This is a genomic window from Streptomyces sp. NPDC060031 (assembly GCF_042736805.1).
Lineage (GTDB): Bacteria > Actinomycetota > Actinomycetes > Streptomycetales > Streptomycetaceae > Streptomyces.
Genome location: NZ_JBHWVM010000072.1, coordinates 1 through 21,511, shown reverse-complemented (window position 1 = coordinate 21,511; position 21,511 = coordinate 1). Strand labels below are relative to the sequence as shown.

General features: G+C 72.2%; 21 protein-coding genes, 1 pseudogene and 1 riboswitch. Of the genes and pseudogenes, 14 read left to right on the top strand and 8 right to left on the bottom strand.

The window, feature by feature from the left end; genetic code table 11:
* Positions 1-66 precede the first annotated feature (66 nt).
* The 3 genes from ACFWB8_RS27030 (at position 67) to ACFWB8_RS27020 (ending at position 1,510) form a co-directional block, all read left to right on the top strand.
* On the top strand, positions 67-591 hold the full coding sequence (locus ACFWB8_RS27030) for an RrF2 family transcriptional regulator (RefSeq protein WP_385232365.1): 525 nt from the start codon (positions 67-69) through the stop codon (positions 589-591).
* Between the two features lie 49 nt (positions 592-640).
* Positions 641-1,039, top strand: a complete 399-nt coding sequence (locus ACFWB8_RS27025) for a RidA family protein (protein ID WP_385232326.1) — start codon at positions 641-643, stop codon at positions 1,037-1,039.
* Between the two features lie 66 nt (positions 1,040-1,105).
* Positions 1,106-1,510 (top strand): hypothetical protein, encoded by a 405-nt coding sequence (locus tag ACFWB8_RS27020; protein ID WP_385232323.1) that lies wholly within the window; start codon positions 1,106-1,108, stop codon positions 1,508-1,510.
* Positions 1,511-1,709: 199 nt separating this feature from the next.
* On the opposite strand, the gene ACFWB8_RS27015 is transcribed toward ACFWB8_RS27020, so the two are convergent.
* The 6 genes from ACFWB8_RS27015 to ACFWB8_RS26990 form a co-directional block, all read right to left on the bottom strand.
* Positions 1,710-1,883: a hypothetical protein gene (locus ACFWB8_RS27015; protein WP_385232319.1), complete on the bottom strand. Its 174-nt coding sequence runs from the start codon at positions 1,881-1,883 to the stop codon at positions 1,710-1,712.
* 71 nt (positions 1,884-1,954) lie between these two features.
* Entirely contained in the window at positions 1,955-2,335 is a 381-nt protein-coding gene (locus ACFWB8_RS27010; RefSeq protein WP_385232316.1) for a hypothetical protein, read from the bottom strand.
* A gap of 123 nt (positions 2,336-2,458) precedes the next feature.
* Entirely contained in the window at positions 2,459-3,061 is a 603-nt protein-coding gene (locus ACFWB8_RS27005; RefSeq protein ID WP_385232313.1) for a hypothetical protein, read from the bottom strand.
* 254 nt (positions 3,062-3,315) lie between these two features.
* On the bottom strand, positions 3,316-3,561 hold the full coding sequence (locus ACFWB8_RS27000; protein ID WP_385232310.1) for a hypothetical protein: 246 nt from the start codon (positions 3,559-3,561) through the stop codon (positions 3,316-3,318).
* A 21-nt stretch (positions 3,562-3,582) separates the two neighbouring features.
* Positions 3,583-4,338, bottom strand: a complete 756-nt coding sequence (locus ACFWB8_RS26995) for a CbtA family protein (RefSeq protein ID WP_385232307.1) — start codon at positions 4,336-4,338, stop codon at positions 3,583-3,585.
* A gap of 28 nt (positions 4,339-4,366) precedes the next feature.
* Positions 4,367-4,579 carry a CbtB-domain containing protein gene (locus ACFWB8_RS26990; RefSeq protein ID WP_385232304.1) on the bottom strand — a complete coding sequence of 71 codons (213 nt, stop codon included), beginning with the start codon at positions 4,577-4,579 and terminating at the stop codon, positions 4,367-4,369.
* A 38-nt stretch (positions 4,580-4,617) separates the two neighbouring features.
* Positions 4,618-4,736, bottom strand: a riboswitch (cobalamin riboswitch).
* 33 nt (positions 4,737-4,769) lie between these two features.
* Here ACFWB8_RS26990 and ACFWB8_RS26985 point away from each other — a divergent pair.
* Complete coding sequence (locus ACFWB8_RS26985) at positions 4,770-5,234, top strand: histidine phosphatase family protein (RefSeq protein ID WP_385232301.1); 465 nt, start codon at positions 4,770-4,772, stop codon at positions 5,232-5,234.
* Here ACFWB8_RS26985 and pucL read toward each other — a convergent pair.
* The gene (gene pucL / locus ACFWB8_RS26980; protein ID WP_385232298.1) at positions 5,231-6,148 is read right to left on the bottom strand and encodes a factor-independent urate hydroxylase; all 918 of its coding nucleotides are present in this window, start codon (positions 6,146-6,148) and stop codon (positions 5,231-5,233) included. The genes ACFWB8_RS26985 and pucL overlap by 4 nt on opposite strands.
* 231 nt (positions 6,149-6,379) lie before the next feature.
* A pseudogene (locus ACFWB8_RS26975) lies at positions 6,380-7,531 on the bottom strand (aminotransferase class III-fold pyridoxal phosphate-dependent enzyme); the annotation flags it as partial.
* 358 nt (positions 7,532-7,889) lie between these two features.
* Here ACFWB8_RS26975 and ACFWB8_RS26970 point away from each other — a divergent pair.
* The 10 genes from ACFWB8_RS26970 (at position 7,890) to ACFWB8_RS26925 (ending at position 21,321) form a co-directional block, all read left to right on the top strand.
* On the top strand, positions 7,890-8,012 hold the full coding sequence (locus tag ACFWB8_RS26970) for a hypothetical protein (RefSeq protein ID WP_385232295.1): 123 nt from the start codon (positions 7,890-7,892) through the stop codon (positions 8,010-8,012).
* Positions 8,009-8,098 (top strand): K(+)-transporting ATPase subunit F, encoded by a 90-nt coding sequence (kdpF, locus tag ACFWB8_RS26965; protein ID WP_385232292.1) that lies wholly within the window; start codon positions 8,009-8,011, stop codon positions 8,096-8,098. Before ACFWB8_RS26970 ends, kdpF begins: the two co-directional genes overlap by 4 nt.
* A 5-nt stretch (positions 8,099-8,103) precedes the next feature.
* Positions 8,104-9,768 (top strand): potassium-transporting ATPase subunit KdpA, encoded by a 1,665-nt coding sequence (kdpA, locus tag ACFWB8_RS26960; RefSeq protein WP_385232289.1) that lies wholly within the window; start codon positions 8,104-8,106, stop codon positions 9,766-9,768.
* Positions 9,765-11,864, top strand: a complete 2,100-nt coding sequence (gene kdpB / locus ACFWB8_RS26955; protein WP_385232285.1) for a potassium-transporting ATPase subunit KdpB — start codon at positions 9,765-9,767, stop codon at positions 11,862-11,864. The genes kdpA and kdpB overlap by 4 nt, the downstream gene beginning before the upstream one ends.
* A gap of 6 nt (positions 11,865-11,870) precedes the next feature.
* A complete protein-coding gene (gene kdpC, locus ACFWB8_RS26950; RefSeq protein ID WP_385232282.1) occupies positions 11,871-12,503 on the top strand; it encodes a potassium-transporting ATPase subunit KdpC in 633 nt (210 codons plus the stop codon).
* 126 nt (positions 12,504-12,629) lie between these two features.
* Positions 12,630-13,082, top strand: a complete 453-nt coding sequence (locus tag ACFWB8_RS26945) for a hypothetical protein (protein WP_385232279.1) — start codon at positions 12,630-12,632, stop codon at positions 13,080-13,082.
* 97 nt (positions 13,083-13,179) lie between these two features.
* Positions 13,180-14,535, top strand: a complete 1,356-nt coding sequence (eccD, locus tag ACFWB8_RS26940) for a type VII secretion integral membrane protein EccD (RefSeq protein WP_385232276.1) — start codon at positions 13,180-13,182, stop codon at positions 14,533-14,535.
* A gap of 26 nt (positions 14,536-14,561) precedes the next feature.
* Positions 14,562-15,869, top strand: coding sequence for a MinD/ParA family protein (locus tag ACFWB8_RS26935; RefSeq protein WP_385232273.1), 1,308 nt, complete (start codon positions 14,562-14,564; stop codon positions 15,867-15,869).
* Positions 15,870-15,911: 42 nt separating this feature from the next.
* Positions 15,912-19,886 carry a type VII secretion protein EccCa gene (gene eccCa / locus ACFWB8_RS26930; RefSeq protein ID WP_385232270.1) on the top strand — a complete coding sequence of 1,325 codons (3,975 nt, stop codon included), beginning with the start codon at positions 15,912-15,914 and terminating at the stop codon, positions 19,884-19,886.
* A gap of 16 nt (positions 19,887-19,902) precedes the next feature.
* Positions 19,903-21,321, top strand: coding sequence for a DUF6177 family protein (locus ACFWB8_RS26925; protein ID WP_385232267.1), 1,419 nt, complete (start codon positions 19,903-19,905; stop codon positions 21,319-21,321).
* Positions 21,322-21,511: the final 190 nt, after the last annotated feature.

The following is a 21,511-nucleotide window of genomic DNA, read 5'->3' as shown; positions in this document are numbered from 1 at the left end:
GCGGGCGGGTGGTGTGTCGGCTCTTGCGGCCCAGTAATCTGGACATCTAGTATCCAGATTATGAAGATGAGCGAAGGCGTGGAGTGGGCGCTGCACAGCTGCGTCAATCTGGCCTGGAGCGGGCCCGGGCGGGCCGTCTCGGCGGCGCGGCTGGCCGCGTGGCACGACCTGCCCGCCACCTACCTCAACAAGCAGCTCCAGGCGCTGGCCCGGGCGGGGATCCTCACCTCCACCCCCGGGCCGCGGGGCGGCTTCCGGCTGGCCCGCCCGCTGTCCGCCATCACGCTCATGGACGTGGTCGCCGCCATCGAGGGGACGGAGGAGGCCTTCCGGTGCGCGGAGATCCGCCGCCAGGGCCCCGGCGCGGGGCCCGCCGCCGCGAACCCCGCCGACTCCGCCGCTGCCGACTCCGCCGACTCCGCCGACTCCGCCGACTCCGCCGACTGCGCCATCGCGCATGCCATGGCCCGGGCCGGTCTGGCCTGGCGCCGCGCCCTCGCCGAGCAGGACCTCGACGGGATCCGGCGGCAGGCCGAGCGGCAGGCCCCCGAGGCCCCGGCCCGGCTCCGCGCCTGGCTGGAGGCGCGGTGACGGCCGACCCGCCCACCGGCACCCACATCACCGACCGAGGAGCCAGACGATGACGCGCAGCATCACCAACCCGGCAGGACTCCACGACCCCACCGGCTACGGCTACGGCCACGTCGTCTCCGCGCCCGGCGAGCAGGTCTTCGTAGCCGGCCAGTACGGCAGCGACGAGAGCGGCCACGTCGTCTCCGAGGACTTCGCGGACCAGGTCGAGCAGGCCTTCGCCAACCTCCGCACCGCCCTGGCCGCCGTCGGCCTCGGTCCCGCCGACGTCGTCCGCATCGGGACGTACATCGTCGGGCACGACGAACGGAAACTGGAGATCCTCCTGGAGCACCTGCACGCCACCTGGGGCACCGAACTGCCCGCCCAGACCTTGATCGGCGTGGCCGCGCTGGCCCTGCCGGGCATGTTGTTCGAGGTGGACGCGGTGGCCGTACGCGGGGCCTGAGGCTTGATCCACTTGCCGGTCGGGGGTAGCGGGTGTGCCCTGAATGGTGGAAGAGAGGAGCCCGTCATGGCACATGCGGCACCCACCGCCCCCAGGCGGCACCGGCAGATGGCGGACACGACCCACCTGAGCAAGAGCGAGATGGCGCTCCCCCTGCTCCTCGGACTCGTCTACGGCGTCTACGCCGCCTTCATGAAGCGCCAGACGGGCCCGGTCGACGCGGGCAACGTCTTCTACGGAATCCTGTGCGGCGCGCTCTTCGCCGCCTGCCTCATCGCCCTGGCCCGCATCGGGCCCAGGCTGAAGCGCGAGCTGCACGCCGCGGCGTACGGAGCCTTCGCCGGGATCGCCTTCGGCTACCTCTACAGCCTCACCGACCACAGCGTGCTGCGCTCCGTCGGCATCGCCCTCGCGGTCGCGGCGGGTGTCGGCCTGGCGGCCTTCTACCGCTATTACACGCGGGAGGATTAGGGGAGGGCCAGGGGAAGGACCAGCGGACCAGCCCGTACTTTCGGCCCGGTCACCCCGTACGAAAGCCTGAGGCGGGCGGGTGCCCGCACGGCCGAGACTGATGGCGGCGCCGGTTCCCGTGCCCGTGGTCGAACCTCACGTGACCACTCTCCGTTGCGAGGCGCGGGAACCGGTGCCTCCCCATGTCCGGGGGCGGCGGCTACGCGGCCGAGTCGGCCGCGGGGGAGGTCGCCGGCGGTTCGCCCTCGGATTCGACGGCCACGGCGGTGGCGGTGGCGCTCTCGGCGGGCTGCCGGACCGGTGCGGGCGGTGAGAAGCGGGCCGCCTCCGCGCGGAGCATGGCGTTCAGGGCGGCGTAGGGGTCGATGGGCATGGCGGAACCTCACGGGTGTTCGGGGGGTGTGGGGGATGCTGCTGCCAGGGCGTGTTCACAGGCCCCATCGCTCAGCAGCGCAGCACCACACTCCGCGTCGTCCGCGGGGACGCCGCCGGCGCGGCCGTCCCCGTCCCGTACGGGCCCGCGCACCGGGCCCCGCCCGGCTCCCGGCCGGGATGTTTCACGTGAAACACCGGCCGCTGCGGGCGTCGTACGCCCGGGGTCCCGCGTACGGCCGGTCGTGCGGCGATACGGACCTCGGGGTCCCCGGCCGGATCGGACGGGCCCTCGGTGGGCTCGGCGGGCGCCGAGTGCGCGGGGCGGGACTCGATTCCCGCCGAGGCCGCGATCGCTGCGGCCGGACCGGCGCCGAAGGCGCACAGCAGCACGACGCAGGCCACCGTCAGGGCCCTGGCCAGTGCCATCCGCGTACGTCGCGTCCCGCTCATGCGGGGGGTGTGCCCCGACATGCCGGGCGGCTCCCCGCAAGGGCCGCAGAAGCCCCCGACCGGCGGACGAAGACAGCCCGCACGGCTGACAGCCGCATCAACGCCCGGCATCAACAGTCGGCATCAACGGGGGCTTCGGCGCTGCCCCGTCAGCCGGGCCAGGACGGCGGTCTCACCACTGACCAGCCGCAGTTGGGCCCGGCCGGCCGGCTGCCCGCGGCCGGTGATGCCGGCGGGCGAGATCCGGTACACGGTGAACACGGCCGTACGCCGATCCGCGCGCGGGACCTCGATCGTCGCCCCGCGGCGCAGCTCGGCCAGACGCGGGAAGTCCCCGCTGACCACGGCGGTACCCGCCGCGCCGGGAGCGGGCTCGGTCGTGTCCCAGGCGGCGCCCTCCTGGGACACGGCCCCCGCGTCCTCGCCGGTGAGCGGTACGTCCACCCGCAGGGCCGGGATCAGCAGCCGCAGCGGGCGGGCGGGCCGGAGGGGCCCGATGCCCGCGCGCACCGACCGCCGGGCCCCCTTGCCGGGGGTGTGTCCGCCGGAGTGCTCCAACTGCTGGACCAGCCGGCGGGGGCCTGACAGGCCCAGCGCCCGGGACGGCAGTGCGTCACCGGCGGTCGCCGCGGCCGGCTTCGCACCTTCGGTGGCGCGCAACACCCCCATGCCGGCGAACAGCAGACCTGTCGTCAGCACGCCGACGACCCACTTGGCGCGGGGCATGGAATTCCCTTCTGGTCCGGCTCGGGCGGCCGGGTCCTGAGAGCAGTGGACTCCCCCGAGGGCCTCTGCACCCCGTGGAACACGAGGGACTGACGGCGGGTCACGGCCGACTCGTGCCGGGATCCGGATGTCTTCGCAGATGGCGGCCGGTGAGTCGGCCGCGGAGCGGGCCGTGGAAGTCGTGCGCCCGAAAGGGTGAGAACGTCAAGGGCGGGCCTCGGGCGCCGGCGGCAACGCCCTGGAGGAGCCCGGCCTCAGACCACCACCAACGCCGCGGCCGCCGCGCCCATGAGCGCGGCGGCCGTGTGCACTGCCGGGTGGCCGTAGTCACCGAACCAGAGATGGCGGGCCAGCCCGCCGACGGCGGCCAGGGCCGTGATGATGCCGATCTGGGCGAGCAGAGTGACAGCGGTGAAGGGGGCCAGGAGCAGGAGTAACGAGTTCAGCCAGAACGGGGCGGCGCCCGTCCAGCCTCGCCATTCCTTGATCGCCGTCGGCATTCGCTACCGGCCCTTCCTTCGTCAACTTGCGGGCTGCACAGCCTCCTTGGGTGCGGTGGCCGGCGCAAGGGCCCGTTCGGCTAGAAAACCGAAGGCGAGGCCGAAAGTCGTCCACATCGCGGCCTGGATGCCCAGGGACGCGAGGCGGAAGTTCCAGATCAGCGCGGCCGGGAAGTCCTCCGGAACCTCGTTGATGCCGGGCAGGAGGGCGTACGCGACGCCGACCGCCGCCACGAACGCGAGCGAGGCGAGCACCGTGGCGTTCCAGTTCCCGAGCTTCGGCGCGAGGCGCCGGCCCAGGATCAGCGCGGCCGAGGCGAGCAGCACGCTCAGGGCGATCATCAGCACGAACAGCGTGGTCCGCCGGACGACCGTGTCGGGGTCGCCGACGGCCGGCGGGTTGGCCGGGTACTTGAGGAACGGGACCAGGTTGACGGTGAGGAACAGGCCGCCGGAGACCAGCAGGGCCGTGGCCCGCGGGCCGAAGCGGCCGATGCGGCCGAGGGCGTAGCAGAAGACGAGCGCGGCGATGCCGCCGATGGCCACGCCGTAGAGCAGGGTGCCGGTGCCGAGCCCGGCCGTGGCCTGGAGGGTCCGGCTGACCGGGCCCTCCTCGGCGTGGTCGTGCGCGGCGTGGGCGCCGGCTTCCTCGATGGCGATGGCCGCGTCGACCTTGGCCTCACCCAGCAGGTAGGCGACGAGGAAGGCCGCGACGCCGGCCAGCAGGCCGGCGAGCATGCCCCGGACGAGCAGGACGCGGGGGGATACAGGGTTCACGTTCGTTCTTCCCTTGCCGGTGTGGAGATCAGTGGCAGGGGAAGCCGAGGAGGTGACGACCGTCGTGCATCCACTCGTGGATGGTGTCGCCCTCGAAGATCGCGGTGGCGCCCTGCTCGGCGCCGACGAGGTACAGCAGGGCGAGCATGAGGACCCCGGCGAACAGGGCCCAGGGGGCGAGCGCGGAGAGAGAGATGGGGGCGACGGCGGGAGCCGTCGTCGGCACGGCGGGGTGGGCCATGGCAGGTACCTCCAGAGGGAACACGCGTCCCGGTCAGTGGTGCTCGCGACGACGGCGGCGGGTCTGACTCGCCTCCCCTGCGGGGAGTGCTCACAGTGGCGCGACCGTGCCGGATTCCCACCGGTGCTTCCGTCGTACCGTCGTCATGTAGTTATGTCGTCCGAGACCGTACCGCGCTTACGCTCCCTTTATGAACCCCTCATTGGTACGAGTTCACCTGGTCACCCCAGCCCTCGACGGTGAGATGCGGCAGCTCCGCTTCGGCCACGGCGGCCCGTACGGCCTGGAAACCGGCCGATGGGCGGGGCGGACCCTGGACGAAGTGGCCGCCGAGGACCCGGCCGCGGTGCGGAGCTGGCTGACGGACCCCGCGTTCGCCCCGCCCGGCGGCGAGTCCGTCGAGGCGCTCGCCGCCCGCGCCGGGACGTGGCTGGCCGGCCTGGAGCCCGGCACCCACCGGGTCACCGCCGACCAGGCCTTCGCCAGGGCGGCCGTCGTGGCCGCTCTGGAGCTGCCGGCGCAGGCCTTCTGGCGGCTCGACGTACGCCCGGACTCGCAGACGAGCCTCACGGGCCGCTCCGGCCGCTGGAACCTCCTGGTGGGACAGCCCGGGCCCGGGTCCGGACCCGGCCGTGACGACCGCCGGCGCGCCTAGGCCACGATCCAGTCGGAGGTCGCGATCACCGGCTGCACGCCGTCACGGTGGACGGTGCCCTCGATCAGGCCGTACATCCGGTCCGCCGCGAAGTAGACCTCGTTGTCGTTCTTGAGGCCGAAGGGCTCCAGGTCGACGAGGAAGTGGTGCTTGTTGGGAAGGTTGAGCCGAACTTCGTTGACCTTGGGGCAGTTGTCGAGCACTCGCCCGGCCATCTGGTTCAGCGTCTGCTGCAGCGAGTACGAGTACGTCTCCGCGAAGGCTTCCAGCATGTTCTTGCGGACCTTCTTGTACGACTGGTCCCAGTCGTGCGAGGCGTCGTCGGCGGCCAGCGCCGAGTGCGCCCACCGGGCGGTGACCTTGGTCGCCAGGATGCGGTCGTACGCCTCCTGGAGGGTCGTGTACTCGTCCTTGATGTAGCCGTGGAACTCGGAGTTGGTCGAGTTCATCACCGTCAGGTCCTTCAGGCCCGAGATGACCTGCAGGCCCGTCGTCTCGCTGTAGGTGATCTGCGCGGTGCGCACCTCCTGGCCCTTGCGGACGAAGGAGTGCTGCTCCTTGCGCGTCGGGACCGGGATGCGGTCCCAGACGTACTCCTCGATGCGGATCTGGGCCTCGCGGATCGGCTCCTGGGAGGAGACGAAGTGCTTGGCGAGCAGGATGCCGAAGGCCTCGGGGGAGTCGATGCCGTGCTCCTTGCCGAAGGCGTACACCGTGTTCTTGGTGGTGTCGGTCGGCAGGCAGTTGGCGTTGTCGCCGGTCAGGTGGACGTCGCGGAACTCGCCGCGGAGCGCGACGGATACGTTGAGGTCGCGGATCTCGTGCCAGGAACCGTCGCTGCCCTTGCGGGTGACCTTGACGATGCGGTTCTCGGCCTTGCCGTACTGGTTCTGGGCGAGGACGTGCTTGCTCATGGGATGACTTCCTTCGGGTACACGGAGTCCGGCCGACTGGATCCCGTACGCCCGGCGTCCAGCGGTCAGCCCGCTCCCCGCCGTTCGGTCACGGAGGACCGCCCCGGGACTGACGTGCATCCCGGTCCGTAGGTGCTCTCTCGGATTCCAGCACGTCCCCGTGCCGTTCGGAACGGCGCGGATCCTCCGAGAGCGGCACCCACGGATTGGGCGACCGTATGGCTGTGCAGGTCAGGTGGTGTGCGCGTCGGTGACCGACAGGGCTTCGTCGAGGATCGCCAGGCCCTTGGCCACGTCCTCGGGGGAGATGTTGCACGGCGGGGCGAGGTGGATGCGGTTCCCGGCGAGCAGCGGCCACAGGCCGCCCTTCTTCAGGGCCGCCCCGAACTCCGTCATGGGCGCGTTGTCGGCGCCCGCCGCGTTGTACGGGACCAGCGGCTCGCGGGTGGCCCCGTCCCGTACGAGTTCCAGGGCCCAGAAGGTGCCGAGCCCCCGGACCTCGCCGACCGACGGGTGCCGTTCGGCGAGCGCGCGCAGGCCCGGTCCCAGCAGCTCGGTGCCGGTACGGGCGGACTGCTCGACGATGCCCTCCTCGGCCATGACGCCCACCGTGGCGACCGCCGCCGCGCAGGCCAGCACGTGCCCGGAGTACGTGAGCCCGCCCGGGTAGGGGCGCCGGGCGAAGGTCTCGGCGACGGCGGCCGAGAGGGCGACACCGCCGAGCGGGACGTATCCGCTGGTGACGCCCTTGGCGAAGCAGAGCAGGTCGGGGGTGATGCCCCAGTGGTCGGCGGCGAACCAGGCGCCGGTGCGGCCGAAGCCGACCATGACCTCGTCGAGGATGAACAGGATGCCGAAGCGGTCGCAGAGCTCGCGCACGCCGGCGAGGTAGCCGTCCGGGTGGACCAGCACGCCCGGGGCGCCGCCGACGGTCTCCAGGATGACCGCGGCGATGGACCGCGGGCCCTCGAAGACGATGGTGTCCTCGAGGTGGCGCAGGGCCCGCTCGCACTCCTCGGCCCCGGTGGTGGCGTAGAAGGGCGAGCGGTAGGCGAACGGTCCCCAGAAGTGCACGACGCCGGCGGTCGCGGTGTCGTTGCCGAAGCGGCGGGCGTCACCGGTGAGGTTGATCGCGGTGGAGGTGGCGCCGTGGTACGAGCGGTAGGCGGAGAGCACCTTGGGCCGGCCGGTGTGCAGCCGGGCCATGCGGACGGCGTTCTCGACGGCCTCGGCCCCGCCGTTGGTGAAGAAGATCTTGTCGAGGTCGCCGGGGGTGCGCTCGGCGATCAGCCGGGCCGCCTCGGAGCGCACGTCGACGGCGAAGCCGGGCGCGACGGTGCACAGTTTCGCCGCCTGCTCCTGGATGGCCGCGGTGACCTTGGGGGCGGTCTGGGGCGGTCCGGGGCGGCCCGGGGCGTGGTCAGACGACGTGCCGGCCGCCGTCGACGTACCAGGGGGTGTCGATCAGGCCGGGCGCGATGGCGTTGACGCGGATGCCTTCGCGGGCCAGGCGGCGGGCGATGGCCGCGCCGATGCCCGCCTGCGGGGCGGGTTCCGGGTGTGCCGGAGCATAACCCGAGTGCCGTATCGCGGAAATGAATTTCCGCTATATGAAATACAGACTGCCCGGGGTGCCCGGCCCGGGCGGCCCCCCGTCAGGGAATCGTCAAGGCCGTGCTGCGGGGCGTATGAGGCCCGTCAAGGGGAGCGGGGAGGCGTCGAAAAGGCGTTCCACTCGGAGATGTCCGAAAAACACCCTCGCACCCACCGGGAGCTCACGATGGCCGACCTGGCCTTCGTCGTCACCACGATCGCGGTCTTCGCGCTGGTGGCACTCGTCGCCAAGGGGGTGACCAGGCTGTGAGCGTCGAAAACATCGTCGGTCTGCTGGTCGCCGTGTCCCTGCTGGGCTATCTCGTCCTGGCCCTCGTGTTCCCGGAGAGGTTCTAGCCCCGATGAGTCCCGTTCTTGCCGGGGTGCTCCAGCTGCTGGCGCTCGTCGCCGCGCTGGCCCTCGCCTACCGTCCGCTGGGCGAGTACATGGCCCGCGTCTACACCTCGAAGCGGCACCGCGCCCCCGAGAAGTGGATCTACAAGGCCATCGGCGCCAACCCGGACGCCGAGATGCGCTGGCCCGCCTACCTGCGCTCGATCCTCGCCTTCTCGGCGGTGAGCGTCCTGTTCCTCTACCTGCTCCAGCGCCTCCAGGGCCAGCTGCCCGGCTCGCTCGGTTTCGCCGCCATCGAGCCGGACCAGGCCTTCAACACGGCCGCCTCCTTCGTGGCGAACACGAACTGGCAGTCGTACGCCGGTGAGCAGGCCATGGGCCACGTCGTGCAGACGGGCGGCCTGGCGGTGCAGAACTTCCTGTCCGCGGCCGTCGGCATGGCCGTCGCCGTGGCTCTCGTACGGGGCTTCGCGCGCTCGCGCACCGGTGAACTCGGCAATTTCTGGGCGGATCTGGTGCGCGGCACGGTCCGGATCCTTCTCCCGCTGTCCGTGGTCGGCGCGGTGGTGCTGGTCGCGTGCGGGGTCATCCAGAACTTCTCCGGCATCCACGGTGTCGGGCAGTTCATGGGCGGTTCGCAGCAGTGGAACGGCGGAGCGGTGGCCTCGCAGGAGGTCATCAAGGAGCTGGGCACCAACGGCGGCGGCTACTTCAACGCCAACTCGGCCCACCCCTTCGAGAACCCGACGCCCTTCTCGAACCTCTTCGAGATCTTCCTGATCCTGCTGATCCCGCTCGCGCTGACCCGCACCTTCGGCCGCATGGTCGGCAGCGTCAGGCAGGGCTACGCGATCCTCGCGACGATGGTGACCATCTGGCTCGGTTTCACCGCGCTGATGATGTGGACGGAGTTCGCCCACCACGGTCCGGCGCTCCAGGCCGCCGGCGGTGCGATGGAGGGCAAGGAGACCCGCTTCGGGATCGGCGCGTCCGCGATCTTCTCGGTCGCCACCACGCTGACCTCGACCGGTGCGGTCAACTCCTTCCACTCCTCCTACACGGGACTGGGCGGCGGGATCCAGCTGCTGGGCATGCAGTTGGGCGAGATCGCGCCCGGCGGTGTCGGATCCGGCCTCTACGGCATGCTGATCATGGCGATCATCGCCGTCTTCATCGCCGGTCTGATGGTCGGGCGCACGCCCGAGTACCTGGGGAAGAAGATCGGCACCCGCGAGATCAAGTTCGCGGCCTGCTACATCCTCGTCACCCCGGCGCTCGTCCTCGGCTTCACGGCCGTCGCGATGGCACTGCCGACCCCCGTCCACTCGATGGCCAACGGCGGCGCGCACGGCTTCACCGAGATCCTCTACGCCTACACCTCGGCCGGCAACAACAACGGCTCGGCCTTCGGCGGGCTCAACGCCGACACCCAGTGGTTCAACACGACCACCGGGCTGGCCATGCTGCTCGGCCGCTTCCTGCCCATGGTCTTCGTCCTCGCGCTGGCCGGCTCGCTCGCCGAACAGCAGCCCGTCCCCGCCACGGCGGGCACCCTGCGCACCGAGAAGCCGCTGTTCACGTTCCTGCTCGTCGGCACGATCCTCATCGTCACGGGCCTCACCTACTTCCCCGCCCTCGCGCTGGGTCCGCTTGCCGAAGGGCTGGCCTCATGAGCACCATCACTCCCACCCGCGCTCCGCACGAGGACGCGCCGTCCGGCCACAAGCCCGAACAGGGCCGGGTCGGCGGGGGATTGTTCGACCCGAAGCAACTGGTCAAGTCCTTCCCGGACGCCGTGCGCAAGCTCGACCCGCGGATCATGGTCAAGTCCCCGGTCATGTTCGTGGTCCTGATCGGCTCCGTACTGACCACCGCGCTGGCGATGGCCGACCCCGGCAACCTCTTCGGCTGGGCGATCGCCGCCTGGCTGTGGCTGACGACGATCTTCGCGAACCTCGCGGAGGCCGTCGCCGAGGGCCGTGGCAAGGCGCAGGCGGACACGTTGCGCAGGGCCAAGACGGACACGGTCGCCCGCCGGCTGGCCGGCGCCGTGGAGGAGCAGGTGCCGGGCACGGAGCTGCGCATCGGCGACCTGGTGGTCTGCGAGGCGGGCGACGTCATTCCCGGTGACGGGGATGTCGTCGAGGGCGTGGCCTCGGTGGACGAGTCGGCGATCACGGGTGAATCGGCGCCGGTGATCCGGGAGTCGGGCGGCGACCGCAGCGCCGTCACGGGCGGTACGAAGGTGCTGTCGGACCGGATCGTCATCAAGATCACGACGAAGCCGGGCGAGACCTTCATCGACCGCATGATCAACCTGGTCGAGGGCGCGGCCCGGCAGAAGACCCCCAACGAGATCGCGCTGAACATCCTGCTCGCCTCACTCACGATCGTCTTCCTGCTGGCCGTGGTCACCCTGCAGCCCTTCGCGATCTACGCGGGCGCCGAGCAGTCGATGATCGTGCTGGTCGCGCTGCTGGTCTGCCTGATCCCGACGACGATCGGGGCGCTGCTCTCCGCGATCGGCATCGCGGGCATGGACCGTCTGGTCCAGCGCAACGTGCTGGCCATGTCCGGGCGCGCCGTCGAGGCGGCGGGCGACGTGTCGACGCTGCTCCTGGACAAGACGGGCACCATCACCCTCGGCAACCGCCAGGCCTGCGAGTTCGTGCCGGTCAAGGGCGCGGCGGCAGCCGAACTCGCGGACGCCGCGCAGCTTTCCTCCCTGGCCGACGAGACCCCCGAGGGCCGCTCCATCGTGACCCTCGCGAAGGAGAAGTACGGCCTGCGGGAACGCCACCAGGGCGAGCTGACCGGAGCCGACTGGATCCCCTTCACGGCGCAGACCCGTATGTCCGGCGTGGACGTGGACGGCCGCAAGGTCCGCAAGGGCGCCGCCTCCGCGATCACGGCGTGGGTCGGCGAGCAGGGCGGCACCCTCGCCCCCGACGCGCGAGAGAAGGTCGACGCCATCTCGGCGGCCGGCGGCACGCCGCTCCTCGTCGCCCGGGAGGACGAGAACGGCGCCCGGGTCCTGGGCGTCATCCACCTCAAGGACGTGGTCAAGGAGGGCATGCGCGAGCGGTTCGAGGAGCTGCGCCGCATGGGCATCAAGACCGTCATGATCACGGGCGACAATCCGCTGACCGCGAAGGCCATCGCCGAGGAAGCGGGTGTCGACGACTTCCTCGCCGAGGCCACTCCCGAGGACAAGATGGCCCTCATCAAGCGGGAGCAGGCGGGCGGCAAGCTCGTCGCGATGACCGGCGACGGCACCAACGACGCCCCCGCCCTCGCCCAGGCCGACGTCGGGGTGGCCATGAACACCGGTACCTCGGCCGCCAAGGAGGCCGGGAACATGGTGGACCTGGACTCCAACCCGACCAAGCTCATCGAGATCGTCGAGATCGGCAAGCAGCTGCTGATCACCCGGGGCGCGCTGACGACCTTCTCCATCGCCAACGACGTCGCCAAGTACTTCGCGATCATCCCCGCCATGTTCGCCGTGGCCTACCCGGGCCTGGACAAGCTCAACGTCATGGGGCTGCACTCGCCCCAGTCCGCGATCCTCTCCGCGGTCATCTTCAACGCGCTGATCATCATCGCCCTGGTGCCGCTCGCCCTCAAGGGCGTCCGGTACCGGCCCACCAGCGCCGACAAGATGCTGCGCCGCAACCTCGGCCTCTACGGACTCGGCGGCCTGATCGCCCCGTTCATCGGCATCAAGCTCATCGACCTGCTCATCTCCCTCATCCCCGGAATCGGCTGATCCGCCATGAACTCTGTATCCAGCACCGTACGTCTGATCGGTGCGGGCCTGCGGGCCCTGCTGGTCATGACGGTCATCTGCGGCGTGCTCTACCCGCTCGCCGTCACCGGGATCGCCCAGGCCGCCTTCAACGACAAGGCCAACGGCTCCGAGATCAAGGACGGGAGCGGACGGGTCGTCGGCTCCTCCCTCATCGGCCAGTCTTACGGGGACGACCTGCGCTGGTTCCAGGGCCGCCCGGCCGCCGGACTCGGCGCGAACAGCATCAACACCCAGTACGAGCTGCTGCTCTCCGGCGCCACCAACAAGGCTGCGGACAACCCCGGCCTGCTGAAGTCCGTACATGAGGCCAAGGCGAAGGTGCTCGCCGACAACACCGTCCCCGGCTACACCCCGCAGGAGGCGCAGATCCCCGCCGAAGCCGTCACCTCCTCCGGTTCCGGCCTGGACCCGCACATCTCCCCGCGGTACGCCGAGATCCAGGTGCACCGGGTCGCCGAGCGCAACCACCTCGACGTCGAGCAGGTCCAGGAGCTCGTGAGGGACCACACCGACGGCCGCACCCTCGGCTTCATGGGCGAGCCCCGCGTCAACGTCCTGGAACTCAACACCGCCCTGGCGGCCCGGGCCGCCAAGTAGCGCGGGCGCCCGGCCCGCTTCCCCGCTCGTACGCAATGGCGACCGCCTCTTACCCTGCCCTTATCCTGGGTTCCACTGCCCGCTCGCCGAAGCCTTGTGTTGCAGGGGCAAAGTAGGGGGAATTGGATGGCAAGGGACTACGACAGCCAGCTCCTGGAGTCGGTCGCCGTACGTCGGCGCCGGATGCGGGACGCCCTGCTCTTCGGTGCGCAGCGGGCGCGGCGCACGGCCGACGAGCGGCTCGCGAAGGTCTTCGCGGGGATAGCCATCGCGGCCGTGCTCTGCGCGGGGTGCGTCGGCTGGTCGTTCCTCCAGACGACCCTGGCGAAGCAGAAGGCCGAGCAGAAGCAGCAACAGGAGCGCCAGTCGCAGCAGTACGCGCCGCCCGCGCAGCCGACGCCGTCCGGTCAGTCCGGTCAGTCCGGTCAGTCCGCAGCCCCGCAGTCGGGCAAGGCGTCGGGCAAGCCCTCGACCGGTTCGCCGGCCTCTCCGAAGGCTTCGAAGTCCGCCTCCCCGAAGCCCCCGAAGTCGAGCCAGTCGCCCAAGCCCGGCGATCCGGCGAATTCGGCCAAACCGTGAATGTTCGCAGGGGGAGTGGGGCGGGGAGCAAGCCGGCCACAGCGCTCTGTCCTGTATGCCCGATTGATCCCAATGCCGCGATGATAGGTTCCCGTAAGTGGTGAGCACAGCAACGACTTCCCGGGCGCAACTGAGCCGGGTGACCCTGGTCGGCGAGCGACGCCGGGCCGACATCGTCCTGCCCTCGGACACTCCGATCGGACAACTGCTCCCGGACATACTGCAGTTGCTGGACGACCGGGCCGCATCGCGTCCGATGACCCGGCAGTTGATCACGTCCGACGGCTCCGCGCTGCCCCACGACAGCACCCTCTTCTCGGCCGGGGTCGCCGACGGCGCCGTGCTGCGCCTCGTGCGGACGCACTCCGCGCCGCCCGCGCCCGTCGTCCACGACGTCACCGACCTGGTGGCCGACGACCTCGACCTCCAGGCCTGGCGCTGGCGCCCCGTCGCCCGACGGGCCAGCGCGGGCGTGGCGACCATCGGCCTCGCGCTGACCGCGGCCGTGCTCGCCCGCCGCGAGTTCGCACTCGAGTCCCTGGTCGGCGCGCTCGCCGCCGTCACGCTGGTCCTGCTGGCCGCCGGCGCGCTCACCTCGAAGATCGGGCAGGGCAACCGGGGCCTGGCCAGCGCGCTGCTCCTCGCCGGCGGCGGACTCGGCCTGCTCACCGCGTGGACCGCCGCCGACGCGTACGCCTGGCCGGGCGCGGCCCGGCTCGCCGCCGTCGCGGGCTCGCTGATCCTCTCGCTGCTCCTGCTCGGCTACTTCTCGCCGCTCGGCAAGGGCGGCCTGCTCGGCGCCGCGGGCGTCGGCGCGATCACCGCCGTGTGGGAGGCCGTCGCCGCCGTCCAGGACGAACCGGCGCGGATCGGCGCCGTCATGGTCGTCTTCTCCGTCGTCCTGCTCGGCATGCTGCCGCGACTCGCGCTGATGGCCTCCGGGCTCACCGCGCTCGACGACCGCCGCTCGGGCGGCACGTCCGTCAGCCGCCACGAGGTCGGCAACGCGCTGGCCGCCACGCACCGCGGCCTCGCCCTCGCCACGATCGCCACCGCCGCCTCCGCGGCGGGCGCCGGCTGGCTGCTCACGCTCGCCGACGAGCCGAGCGTGTGGACGGTGGCGCTGCCCGCGCTCACCGCCGTGGTCCTGCTGTCGCGGGCGCGGGCCTTCCCGCTCGTCGCCGAGGTGGTGGCACTGTTCGCCGCCGCGGCGTTCCTCTTCGTACGGCTCGTCGTGCTGTGGATGCAGCACGCCGGGGGCGCCGGTCCGCTGGCTCTGCTGTGCGTGGCCGCGGTGCTGCCGCTGGCCGTGCTGGCGGTGCAGCCGCCGGACCACGTACAGGTTCGGCTCCGGCGCATGGCGGACCTGGTCGAATCCATCGGGATGGTGGGGCTCTTCCCGCTCGCCCTCGGTGTGTTCGGCGTGTACGGGCAACTGCTCAACAAGTTCTGACTCGGCAGGGTGGAGAAGAGGCAGACATGCCGAACAGAGACAACAACTGGCAGGGCGACGTGCTGCGAGACCTGAGGTCCGGCGCGGCTCAGCCCCCGGCTGAGCCCGAACAGCCCGAGCCCCCGCAGGGCTACGGCTACCCGCAGCCCCAGCAGCAGCCGTACCCGCAGGCCGAGGGCCCGCACGGGTACGGCTCCCCGCAGGGACAGCCGGCGCAGCAGCAGGGCTACGGCTACCCGCAGGGCCAGGCGCCGCAGGCGGCCGCCCCGCAGGGGTACGGGTACCCGCAGCCGCAGCAGCAGGCTTACCCGCAGCCCCAGCCGGCCCAGGCCCAGGCCCAGGCCCAGGTCCCGCGTCAGGTGCCGGCCCAGCCCGCGCAGGGCCACGGCCAGGCCCACCCGCAGGCGACCCGCGCGCCCGGCTCGCGGCCCGTCGTCGAGCAGGGGCTCGTCGCGGCCAAGGGCAAGGCCCGGCACGGCGAGGGCTTCGCGGCCCGCGCCGCCCGCGCGCTGCGGCGTACCGTCTCCTCCTCCGCCGCCCGCGAGGTCGCAGACGTCACCCGCACCGCCGAGGTGCTCCAGCAGCCCGTCACCACCGGCCGCCAGATCGCCGTCACCTCCATCCGCGGCGGCGCCGGCAAGACCACGGTCGCCGCGCTCCTCGGCACCACGTACGCGCACTACCGCCAGGACCCGGTGCTCCTCGTCGAGGCCGACCCCGCCCTCGGCTCGCTGCCCCTGCGCCTCGGCGCCGAGACGCTGCGCTGGACCACCGGCGACGTCGCCGACATCGTCGAGCCGCAGATGTCGCTGCTCGACATCACCGGCTACCTCGTCCAGCTCCCCGGCAACGCCTGGCTGCTCCCCGGCAGCCAGGGCCAGATCGGCGCCATGCTCGACGCCCGCGCCTACGAGCGGGCCATGGTCGCCCTGCGCCGGTACTTCGGGGTCGCGGTCGTCGACTGCGAGACCCTGCCCGCCGAGGTCGCCCGCGTCGCGCTGTCCGCGTCCCAGGCCCGGATCCTGACCGCCCCCGCCACCCTGGAGGGCGTCACCAGCACCTACGCGGTGCTCCAGTGGATGCAGGGCCTGCCCCCGCACGTGATCGCCGGAACCATCGTCGTGCTGACCGAACTGGTCCCGCACGCCGTGCTCGACCTCGAAGAGGCCGCCCGCATGCTCAAGGGCACCGGTGCGAGCGTGCAGGTCCTCCCGTACGACCGCCACCTGGCGGCCGGCGGGGCGATCCGTACCGAGCTCCTCGCCCACCCCACCCGGGAAGCCGTCGTCCGCCTCGCCGCGGACGTGTTCCAGCTCTCGCAGCAGCGCCACTGACGGACCTGACGGACTGACGGACGACGGACGAAGACGAAGACGATGAGCACCCGACTGATCCACCGCCCGGCCCGCACCACCCGTCCCGCGGCCGCCTCCGGGGCCCGCACCATCGAGGCCCCGCCCAACCTGCCCGAGGGCAAGGGCGGCAACATCGCGATGTCGCTGCTGCCCGTCGCCGGCGTCATGTCGTCCGTCGTGATGATGACGGTGGTGCGCAACAGCCAGTTCGCGGGGCTCGGCGCGATCATCCTCGTCGTCACCATCATCGGCTCGATGGCGCTCGTCTTCTCGCAGCGCGGCAAGGCCCAGCGCACCCGCCGCACCCAGCGCGAGGCCTACCTGGCCTACCTGGAGGAACTGCGCGAGGAGCTCTCGGCCGAGGAGCGCGAGCGGCGCGAGCGCGCCGACGTCCTCAACCCGCCGCCCGGCGCGCTGTACGACATCGTCCGCGACCCGGCCCGCATGTGGGAGCGCCGCCGCGTCGACGGCGACTTCCTGCGCGTGCGGGTCGGCACCGGCGAGATGCCCGTACGGGACCTGTCCATCGCCCAGCAGGGCTCCACGGTCCTCACCCCGCCCGACCAGTTCATGCTGAACGAGGCGTCGGCGCTGATGTCCCGCTTCCGCACCGGCAACGAACTGCCGCTCACCGTCCCGCTCGACCGCGTCGGCAACGTCAGCGTCATCGGCCCCCGCGAGGACTGCCTGCGCGTCGCGCGCGCCCTGCTCGTCCAGGCCGCGGCCCTGCACGCCCCCGACGACGTGGCGATGGCCCTGGCCGTGCCCGGGGACCGGCTCGCCGACTGGGAGTGGGCCAAGTGGATGCCCCACCTCCTCGACACCGAGCAGCTCGACGGGCCCGTGGCCGCCCGCAGGATCGCGCCCTCCGCACCCCAGCTCGCCCGCCAGATCGGCCCCGAACTGCGCCGCCGCGCCTCCTACGCCGCCGAGGTCCGCCGCGGCCTGTCCGGGCGCGACGCCCTGGCCATGAACTCCCGGCTGCTCGTCGTCACCGACGGCCACGGCGAGGACGCCGTCGACCTGCCGCTCCCGGACGACGCGGTGGGCCTGCGCGACATGGGCGTCACCGTGCTGCACCTGCTGGAGCAGCGCGTACAGGAGCCCGGTCACGTCGGCGTACGCATCACCGTGGACGGCGACCAGGTGCTCATAGAGGACCTCCGCGAGGCCGAGCCGATCAGCGCCCACGGCACCGTGGACGAGGTCGGCATCTCCTTCGCGGAGGGCTTCGCCCGGATGCTCGCGCCGCTGCGGCTGTCCGCCGAGTCGCTCATCGACGCCCCGCTGTCCGGCCCCGTCGACTTCGCCGACCTCCTCGGCATCGACGACGTGGCCCGGCTGGACCTGGGCCGGCTGTGGGCGCCGCGCGGCGAGCGCGCCTTCCTGCGCGTCCCGATCGGCATCAGCGACTCCCACGAGCCGGTGCTGCTCGACCTGAAGGAGTCCTCCGAGCTCGGCATGGGCCCGCACGGCCTGTGCGTCGGCGCGACCGGCTCCGGAAAGTCGGAGCTGCTGCGCACGCTCGTCCTCGCGCTGGTGGCGACGCACCCGCCGGAGGACCTCGCCCTCGTCCTCGTCGACTACAAGGGCGGTGCCACCTTCGCGCCGTTCGCCGACCTGCCGCACGTCGCCGGTGTCATCACCAACCTGGAGAACCAGGCCGGCCTCGTCGAGCGCGTCCACGCCTCCCTCGCGGGCGAGGTCAAGCGCCGCCAGCAGGTCCTCAAGGACGCCGGCAACGTCGCCGACATCGGCGACTACGCCGCGCTGCGCGCCGAGAAGCGGCCCGACCTGGACCCGCTGCCGCACCTGTTCGTCGTCATCGACGAGTTCGGCGAACTGCTCACCGCCAAGCCCGACTTCATCGACCTGTTCCTGTCCATCGGCCGCATCGGCCGCTCCATCGGCGTGCACCTGCTGCTCTCCAGCCAGCGCATCGAGGGCGGCAAGCTGCGCGGCCTGGACACGTACCTCTCGTACCGGCTGGGCCTGCGCACCTTCTCCGCCGACGAGTCCCGCACCGTCCTCGACACCACGGACGCCTTCCACCTGCCGCCGCTGCCCGGCTTCGGCTACCTCAAGGTCGACACCAGCCACTACGAGCGGTTCAAGGCGAGCTACGTCTCCGGCGGCTACCGCGGACCCGTGCAGCGCCACGAGGACGCCACCTCGGGGCCGCTCGCCCTCGAGTACGAGGCCTTCAACACCCTGGCCGGCTCCGCGGACACCGGCCCGGCGGAGCCCTCGCTGCGACGCCGCGAGACCGGACCGACCGAGATGGGCGTCATCGTCGGGCAGCTGGAGAACGCCGCCCCCGGCGTGCGCCAGATCTGGCTGCCGCCGCTGCCCTCCGCGCTGGCCCTGGACAAGGTGGCCGGCCCGGTCGAGGTCGGCGGGCGCGGCATGCAGCTCGCCGCGCGCCGGGGCCCGCTCCAGGTGCCGCTCGGCCTGCTCGACGACCCGACGAAGCAGTGGCAGGGCCAGTGGTTCCTGGACCTCACCGTCGCGGGCGGCCACGCCGCCGTCATCGGCGGCCCGCAGTCCGGCAAGACGACCCTGCTGCGCACCCTGGTGCTCTCCCTGGCACTGACCCACACCCCGCAGCAGGTCGGAATCTACGGCCTCGACCTGGTCGGCGGCGGCCTCCAGGCCCTGTCCGGGCTCCCGCACGTCGGCGGCATCGCCGGCCGCGCGGACCGCGAGCGCGCCGCCCGCACCGTCGAGGTCGTACGCAACATGCTCGCCGCCCGCGAGGACCTCTTCCGGGACCACGGCATCGACTCCGTCGAGCAGCTGCGCTCCCTCCACGCGGCGGGCCGGCTGCCGCAGTTGGCCTCCGCGGAGATCGTGCTGGTCATCGACGGGTTCGGGGCGCTGCGCGACGACTTCGAGGAGCTCGACGACGCCGTCATGGACGTCCTCAAGCGCGGCGGCGGCTACGGCATCCACGTCGTCGCGGGCATGCTCCGCTGGAACGACGTGCGCATCGCCGCCCAGTCCAACTTCGGCACCCGCGTCGAGCTGCGGCTCAACGACCCCAGCGAGTCCAGCATCGAGCGCAAGCTCGCCGAGACCCTGGCGCCCGACGAGCCCGGCCGCGTCCTGACCGACGGCAAGCTCTTCGCGCAGGTCGCGCTGCCCCGCACCGACGGCCTCGCCGACAACTCCGAACTGGGCGCGGTGCTGGAGCGCACGGCCCGTACCGTCCGCGCCACCTGGGCCGGCGAGGTCGCCCAGCCGGTACGGGTGCTGCCGCACGTCCTGGAGCCGCACCTGCTGCCCGGGCCGGTCGCCGAGCCCAAGCGGGTCCCGATCGGGCTGGACCAGAGCGCGCTCGCGCCGGTGCTGCTGGACCTGTTCGGGCACGACCAGCACCTGCTGGTCCTGGGCGACAGCGAGAGCGGCAAGACGAACATGCTCAAGACCGTCGCGGCCGGGCTCATCGAGCGCTACGGCGAGGACGAGCTGGTCTTCGCGGTCATGGACCCGCGGCGCGCGCTGCGCGGGGTGGTCCCGGAGGAGTACGCGGGCGGCTACGCGTACAACGCCAAGCTGTGCGCGGGCCTCTCCGCGGGCATCGCCACCGAGCTGGACAAGCGGCTGCCGGACGACAGCGCGCGCATCGAGGACCTGGAGCCCGGCAGTTGGGGCAGCGGGCCGCGGATCGTGGTGCTGGTCGACGACTACGACGTACTGACCACGGCCGGCCAGTCACCGCTCGCCCCGTTCCTCCCGTACATCCCCTCGGCCGTCGACATCGGCCTGCACTTCGTGCTGACGCGCCGGGTCGCCGGCGCCTCGCGCGGCATGTACGAGCCCCTGGTGCAGGGGCTGCGCGAGTCGGGGGCGTCGGCGGTGCTGATGGCGGGCGACCGCAGCGAGGGGCAGCTGTTCCCCGGTGTGTACGCCTCGCAGCAGCCGGCGGGACGCGGTGTGCTCATCCGCCGCGGCCAGTCGAACCGCCTGATCCAGACCGTGTACTCGCCCGAATAGGAGACCAGGACCTCATATGACCAAGGACGTCATCGCGCTCACCGAGCGGATGCCCGAACCGCTGCACGTGCTCGCGGGCCTGCTCTCCGGCGGCCCCGACAAGATGGTGGGCACGGAGGGCGACGGCGCCGTCGTACAGCTCTGCGACGAGCAGGGCCGGCCGCTGGTCTCCATCGAGGCGCCGCTGCTCGTGCAGGTCGCGGGGGAGGCGGAGCGGCTCCTGGGGGCCACGCCGCCGCCGCTGCCGTTCTGGTGGACCGAGGCCCGCGCGACGACCGGCGTCGCCGAGGCCGAGCGGCTCGCGGGGACCTTCGCGGCCCGGCTCGCCCTGCTGGCGGGCGGCGCGGCCTGGCCGCCGCAGGCCGCGCGGAACCTGGCCGTGGTGGAGAGCGACGGGGTGGGGGTGGCGCCGACGCCGGCGGCCGCCCAGCCCGCCGTGGACGTGCTCACCGACAAGGTCGCCGTCGTGATCCAGGACCGCCCGGTCGTGGCGATGACGGCCTGGCTCGCGGACGCGTTCCGGGCCAGCGCCAACGCCGGTCTGGGCCTGCAGATCGTCAGCCCGGCGGGCACCACCCTCTCGCCGGCCGTACGGGACACCCTGGGCGACTGGCCCTCGCGGTGGGTCGTGCAGGACGAGCGCGAGGGCTACTACGACGGCCGCTCCGGGGCGGTACTGGCGTGGCAGCACGGCATGTTCGCCACGGTCGCCTCGCCCGACGCGACCCCCACGGACCTGAACACCCCGGTCGCGGCCACCTTCCAGGAGGTCTCCGAGACGGGCGAGCGCCAGCTGGCCCTCACCTTCCGTACGGCGCACCCCGCGGACGACCGCCTCGTCCTCGGCGGCGCCCTGGAGGCGGTGTGGAGCGAGCTCACCGGCGCTCCCCCCGCCGGGTGGGGCACGGCGGAGCCCGCGAACCTGCCCTGGTCGCCGCGGCAGCTGACCGACGTGGCGTTCGAGCGGGCACCCGAGCCGAGCTGGTTCGTGGTGGTGGGCAGCCCCGAGCGGCCGGGCCTGGCGACGGTGCGGGTGACCCGTACCAAGGCGGGCGTCGAGGAGGAGGTGACCCTGGCCTTCGGTTACGGCGCCGACGAGGTGGTGCCGACGGAGGCGCTGACCCGCGTGGCGGAGGTCCTGGCGACCCGCCACAACCTGCTGTCGATGCTCGTGCAGATTCGCAAAGCCCGCCGTGACCTGGCGGTACCGCCGCGCTTCGAGGGCCCGGGCGTGCCGGTGGCCTTCGTGCTCGGCGCGGAGGAGGTCCGCCGGATGCCCGGCGACCGGGCCCGCCGCACGCCGCTGTCGCAGGCTCCGGTTCCACTCGGGCCGCGGACGCGCCCCGCGATGTACTACCCGCTGCCGGGCGATCCGTCGGACCTGGCGGGGTGGCAGGAGTTCGAGCGGCTGGTGCGGCACCTCAAGGGCGCCTGAGCGTACGGTGGATGAGCATGTGTCATCGGTTCGTCACAGTGCTCGATTGCTGATTGCATCAGCGACGCAAGAGGTTCACGATGGCATACGTACGTTCGGCTGGGCTGACGGGGTGAGGGAGGAGTCTGATGAAGTTCGACATGGGGGCGCGGGTTCTGACGGATCTGCAGTCGCAGTCGCAGAATTCGAG

Bases quoted from the DNA above. Each gene is read 5' to 3' on its own strand.
- ACFWB8_RS27030 (WP_385232365.1), top strand. From the start codon at position 67: ATGAGCGAAGGCGTGGAGTGGGCGCTGCACAGCTGCGTCAATCTGGCC.
- ACFWB8_RS27025 (WP_385232326.1), top strand. From the start codon at position 641: ATGACGCGCAGCATCACCAACCCGGCAGGACTCCACGACCCCACCGGC.
- ACFWB8_RS27020 (WP_385232323.1), top strand. From the start codon at position 1,106: ATGGCACATGCGGCACCCACCGCCCCCAGGCGGCACCGGCAGATGGCG.
- ACFWB8_RS27015 (WP_385232319.1), bottom strand. From the start codon at position 1,883: ATGCCCATCGACCCCTACGCCGCCCTGAACGCCATGCTCCGCGCGGAG.
- ACFWB8_RS27010 (WP_385232316.1), bottom strand. From the start codon at position 2,335: ATGAGCGGGACGCGACGTACGCGGATGGCACTGGCCAGGGCCCTGACG.
- ACFWB8_RS27005 (WP_385232313.1), bottom strand. From the start codon at position 3,061: ATGCCCCGCGCCAAGTGGGTCGTCGGCGTGCTGACGACAGGTCTGCTG.
- ACFWB8_RS27000 (WP_385232310.1), bottom strand. From the start codon at position 3,561: ATGCCGACGGCGATCAAGGAATGGCGAGGCTGGACGGGCGCCGCCCCG.
- ACFWB8_RS26990 (WP_385232304.1), bottom strand. From the start codon at position 4,579: ATGGCCCACCCCGCCGTGCCGACGACGGCTCCCGCCGTCGCCCCCATC.
- ACFWB8_RS26985 (WP_385232301.1), top strand. From the start codon at position 4,770: ATGAACCCCTCATTGGTACGAGTTCACCTGGTCACCCCAGCCCTCGAC.
- pucL (WP_385232298.1), bottom strand. From the start codon at position 6,148: ATGAGCAAGCACGTCCTCGCCCAGAACCAGTACGGCAAGGCCGAGAAC.
- ACFWB8_RS26970 (WP_385232295.1), top strand. From the start codon at position 7,890: ATGTCCGAAAAACACCCTCGCACCCACCGGGAGCTCACGATGGCCGAC.
- kdpA (WP_385232289.1), top strand. From the start codon at position 8,104: ATGAGTCCCGTTCTTGCCGGGGTGCTCCAGCTGCTGGCGCTCGTCGCC.
- kdpB (WP_385232285.1), top strand. From the start codon at position 9,765: ATGAGCACCATCACTCCCACCCGCGCTCCGCACGAGGACGCGCCGTCC.
- kdpC (WP_385232282.1), top strand. From the start codon at position 11,871: ATGAACTCTGTATCCAGCACCGTACGTCTGATCGGTGCGGGCCTGCGG.
- ACFWB8_RS26945 (WP_385232279.1), top strand. From the start codon at position 12,630: ATGGCAAGGGACTACGACAGCCAGCTCCTGGAGTCGGTCGCCGTACGT.
- ACFWB8_RS26935 (WP_385232273.1), top strand. From the start codon at position 14,562: ATGCCGAACAGAGACAACAACTGGCAGGGCGACGTGCTGCGAGACCTG.
- eccCa (WP_385232270.1), top strand. From the start codon at position 15,912: ATGAGCACCCGACTGATCCACCGCCCGGCCCGCACCACCCGTCCCGCG.
- ACFWB8_RS26925 (WP_385232267.1), top strand. From the start codon at position 19,903: ATGACCAAGGACGTCATCGCGCTCACCGAGCGGATGCCCGAACCGCTG.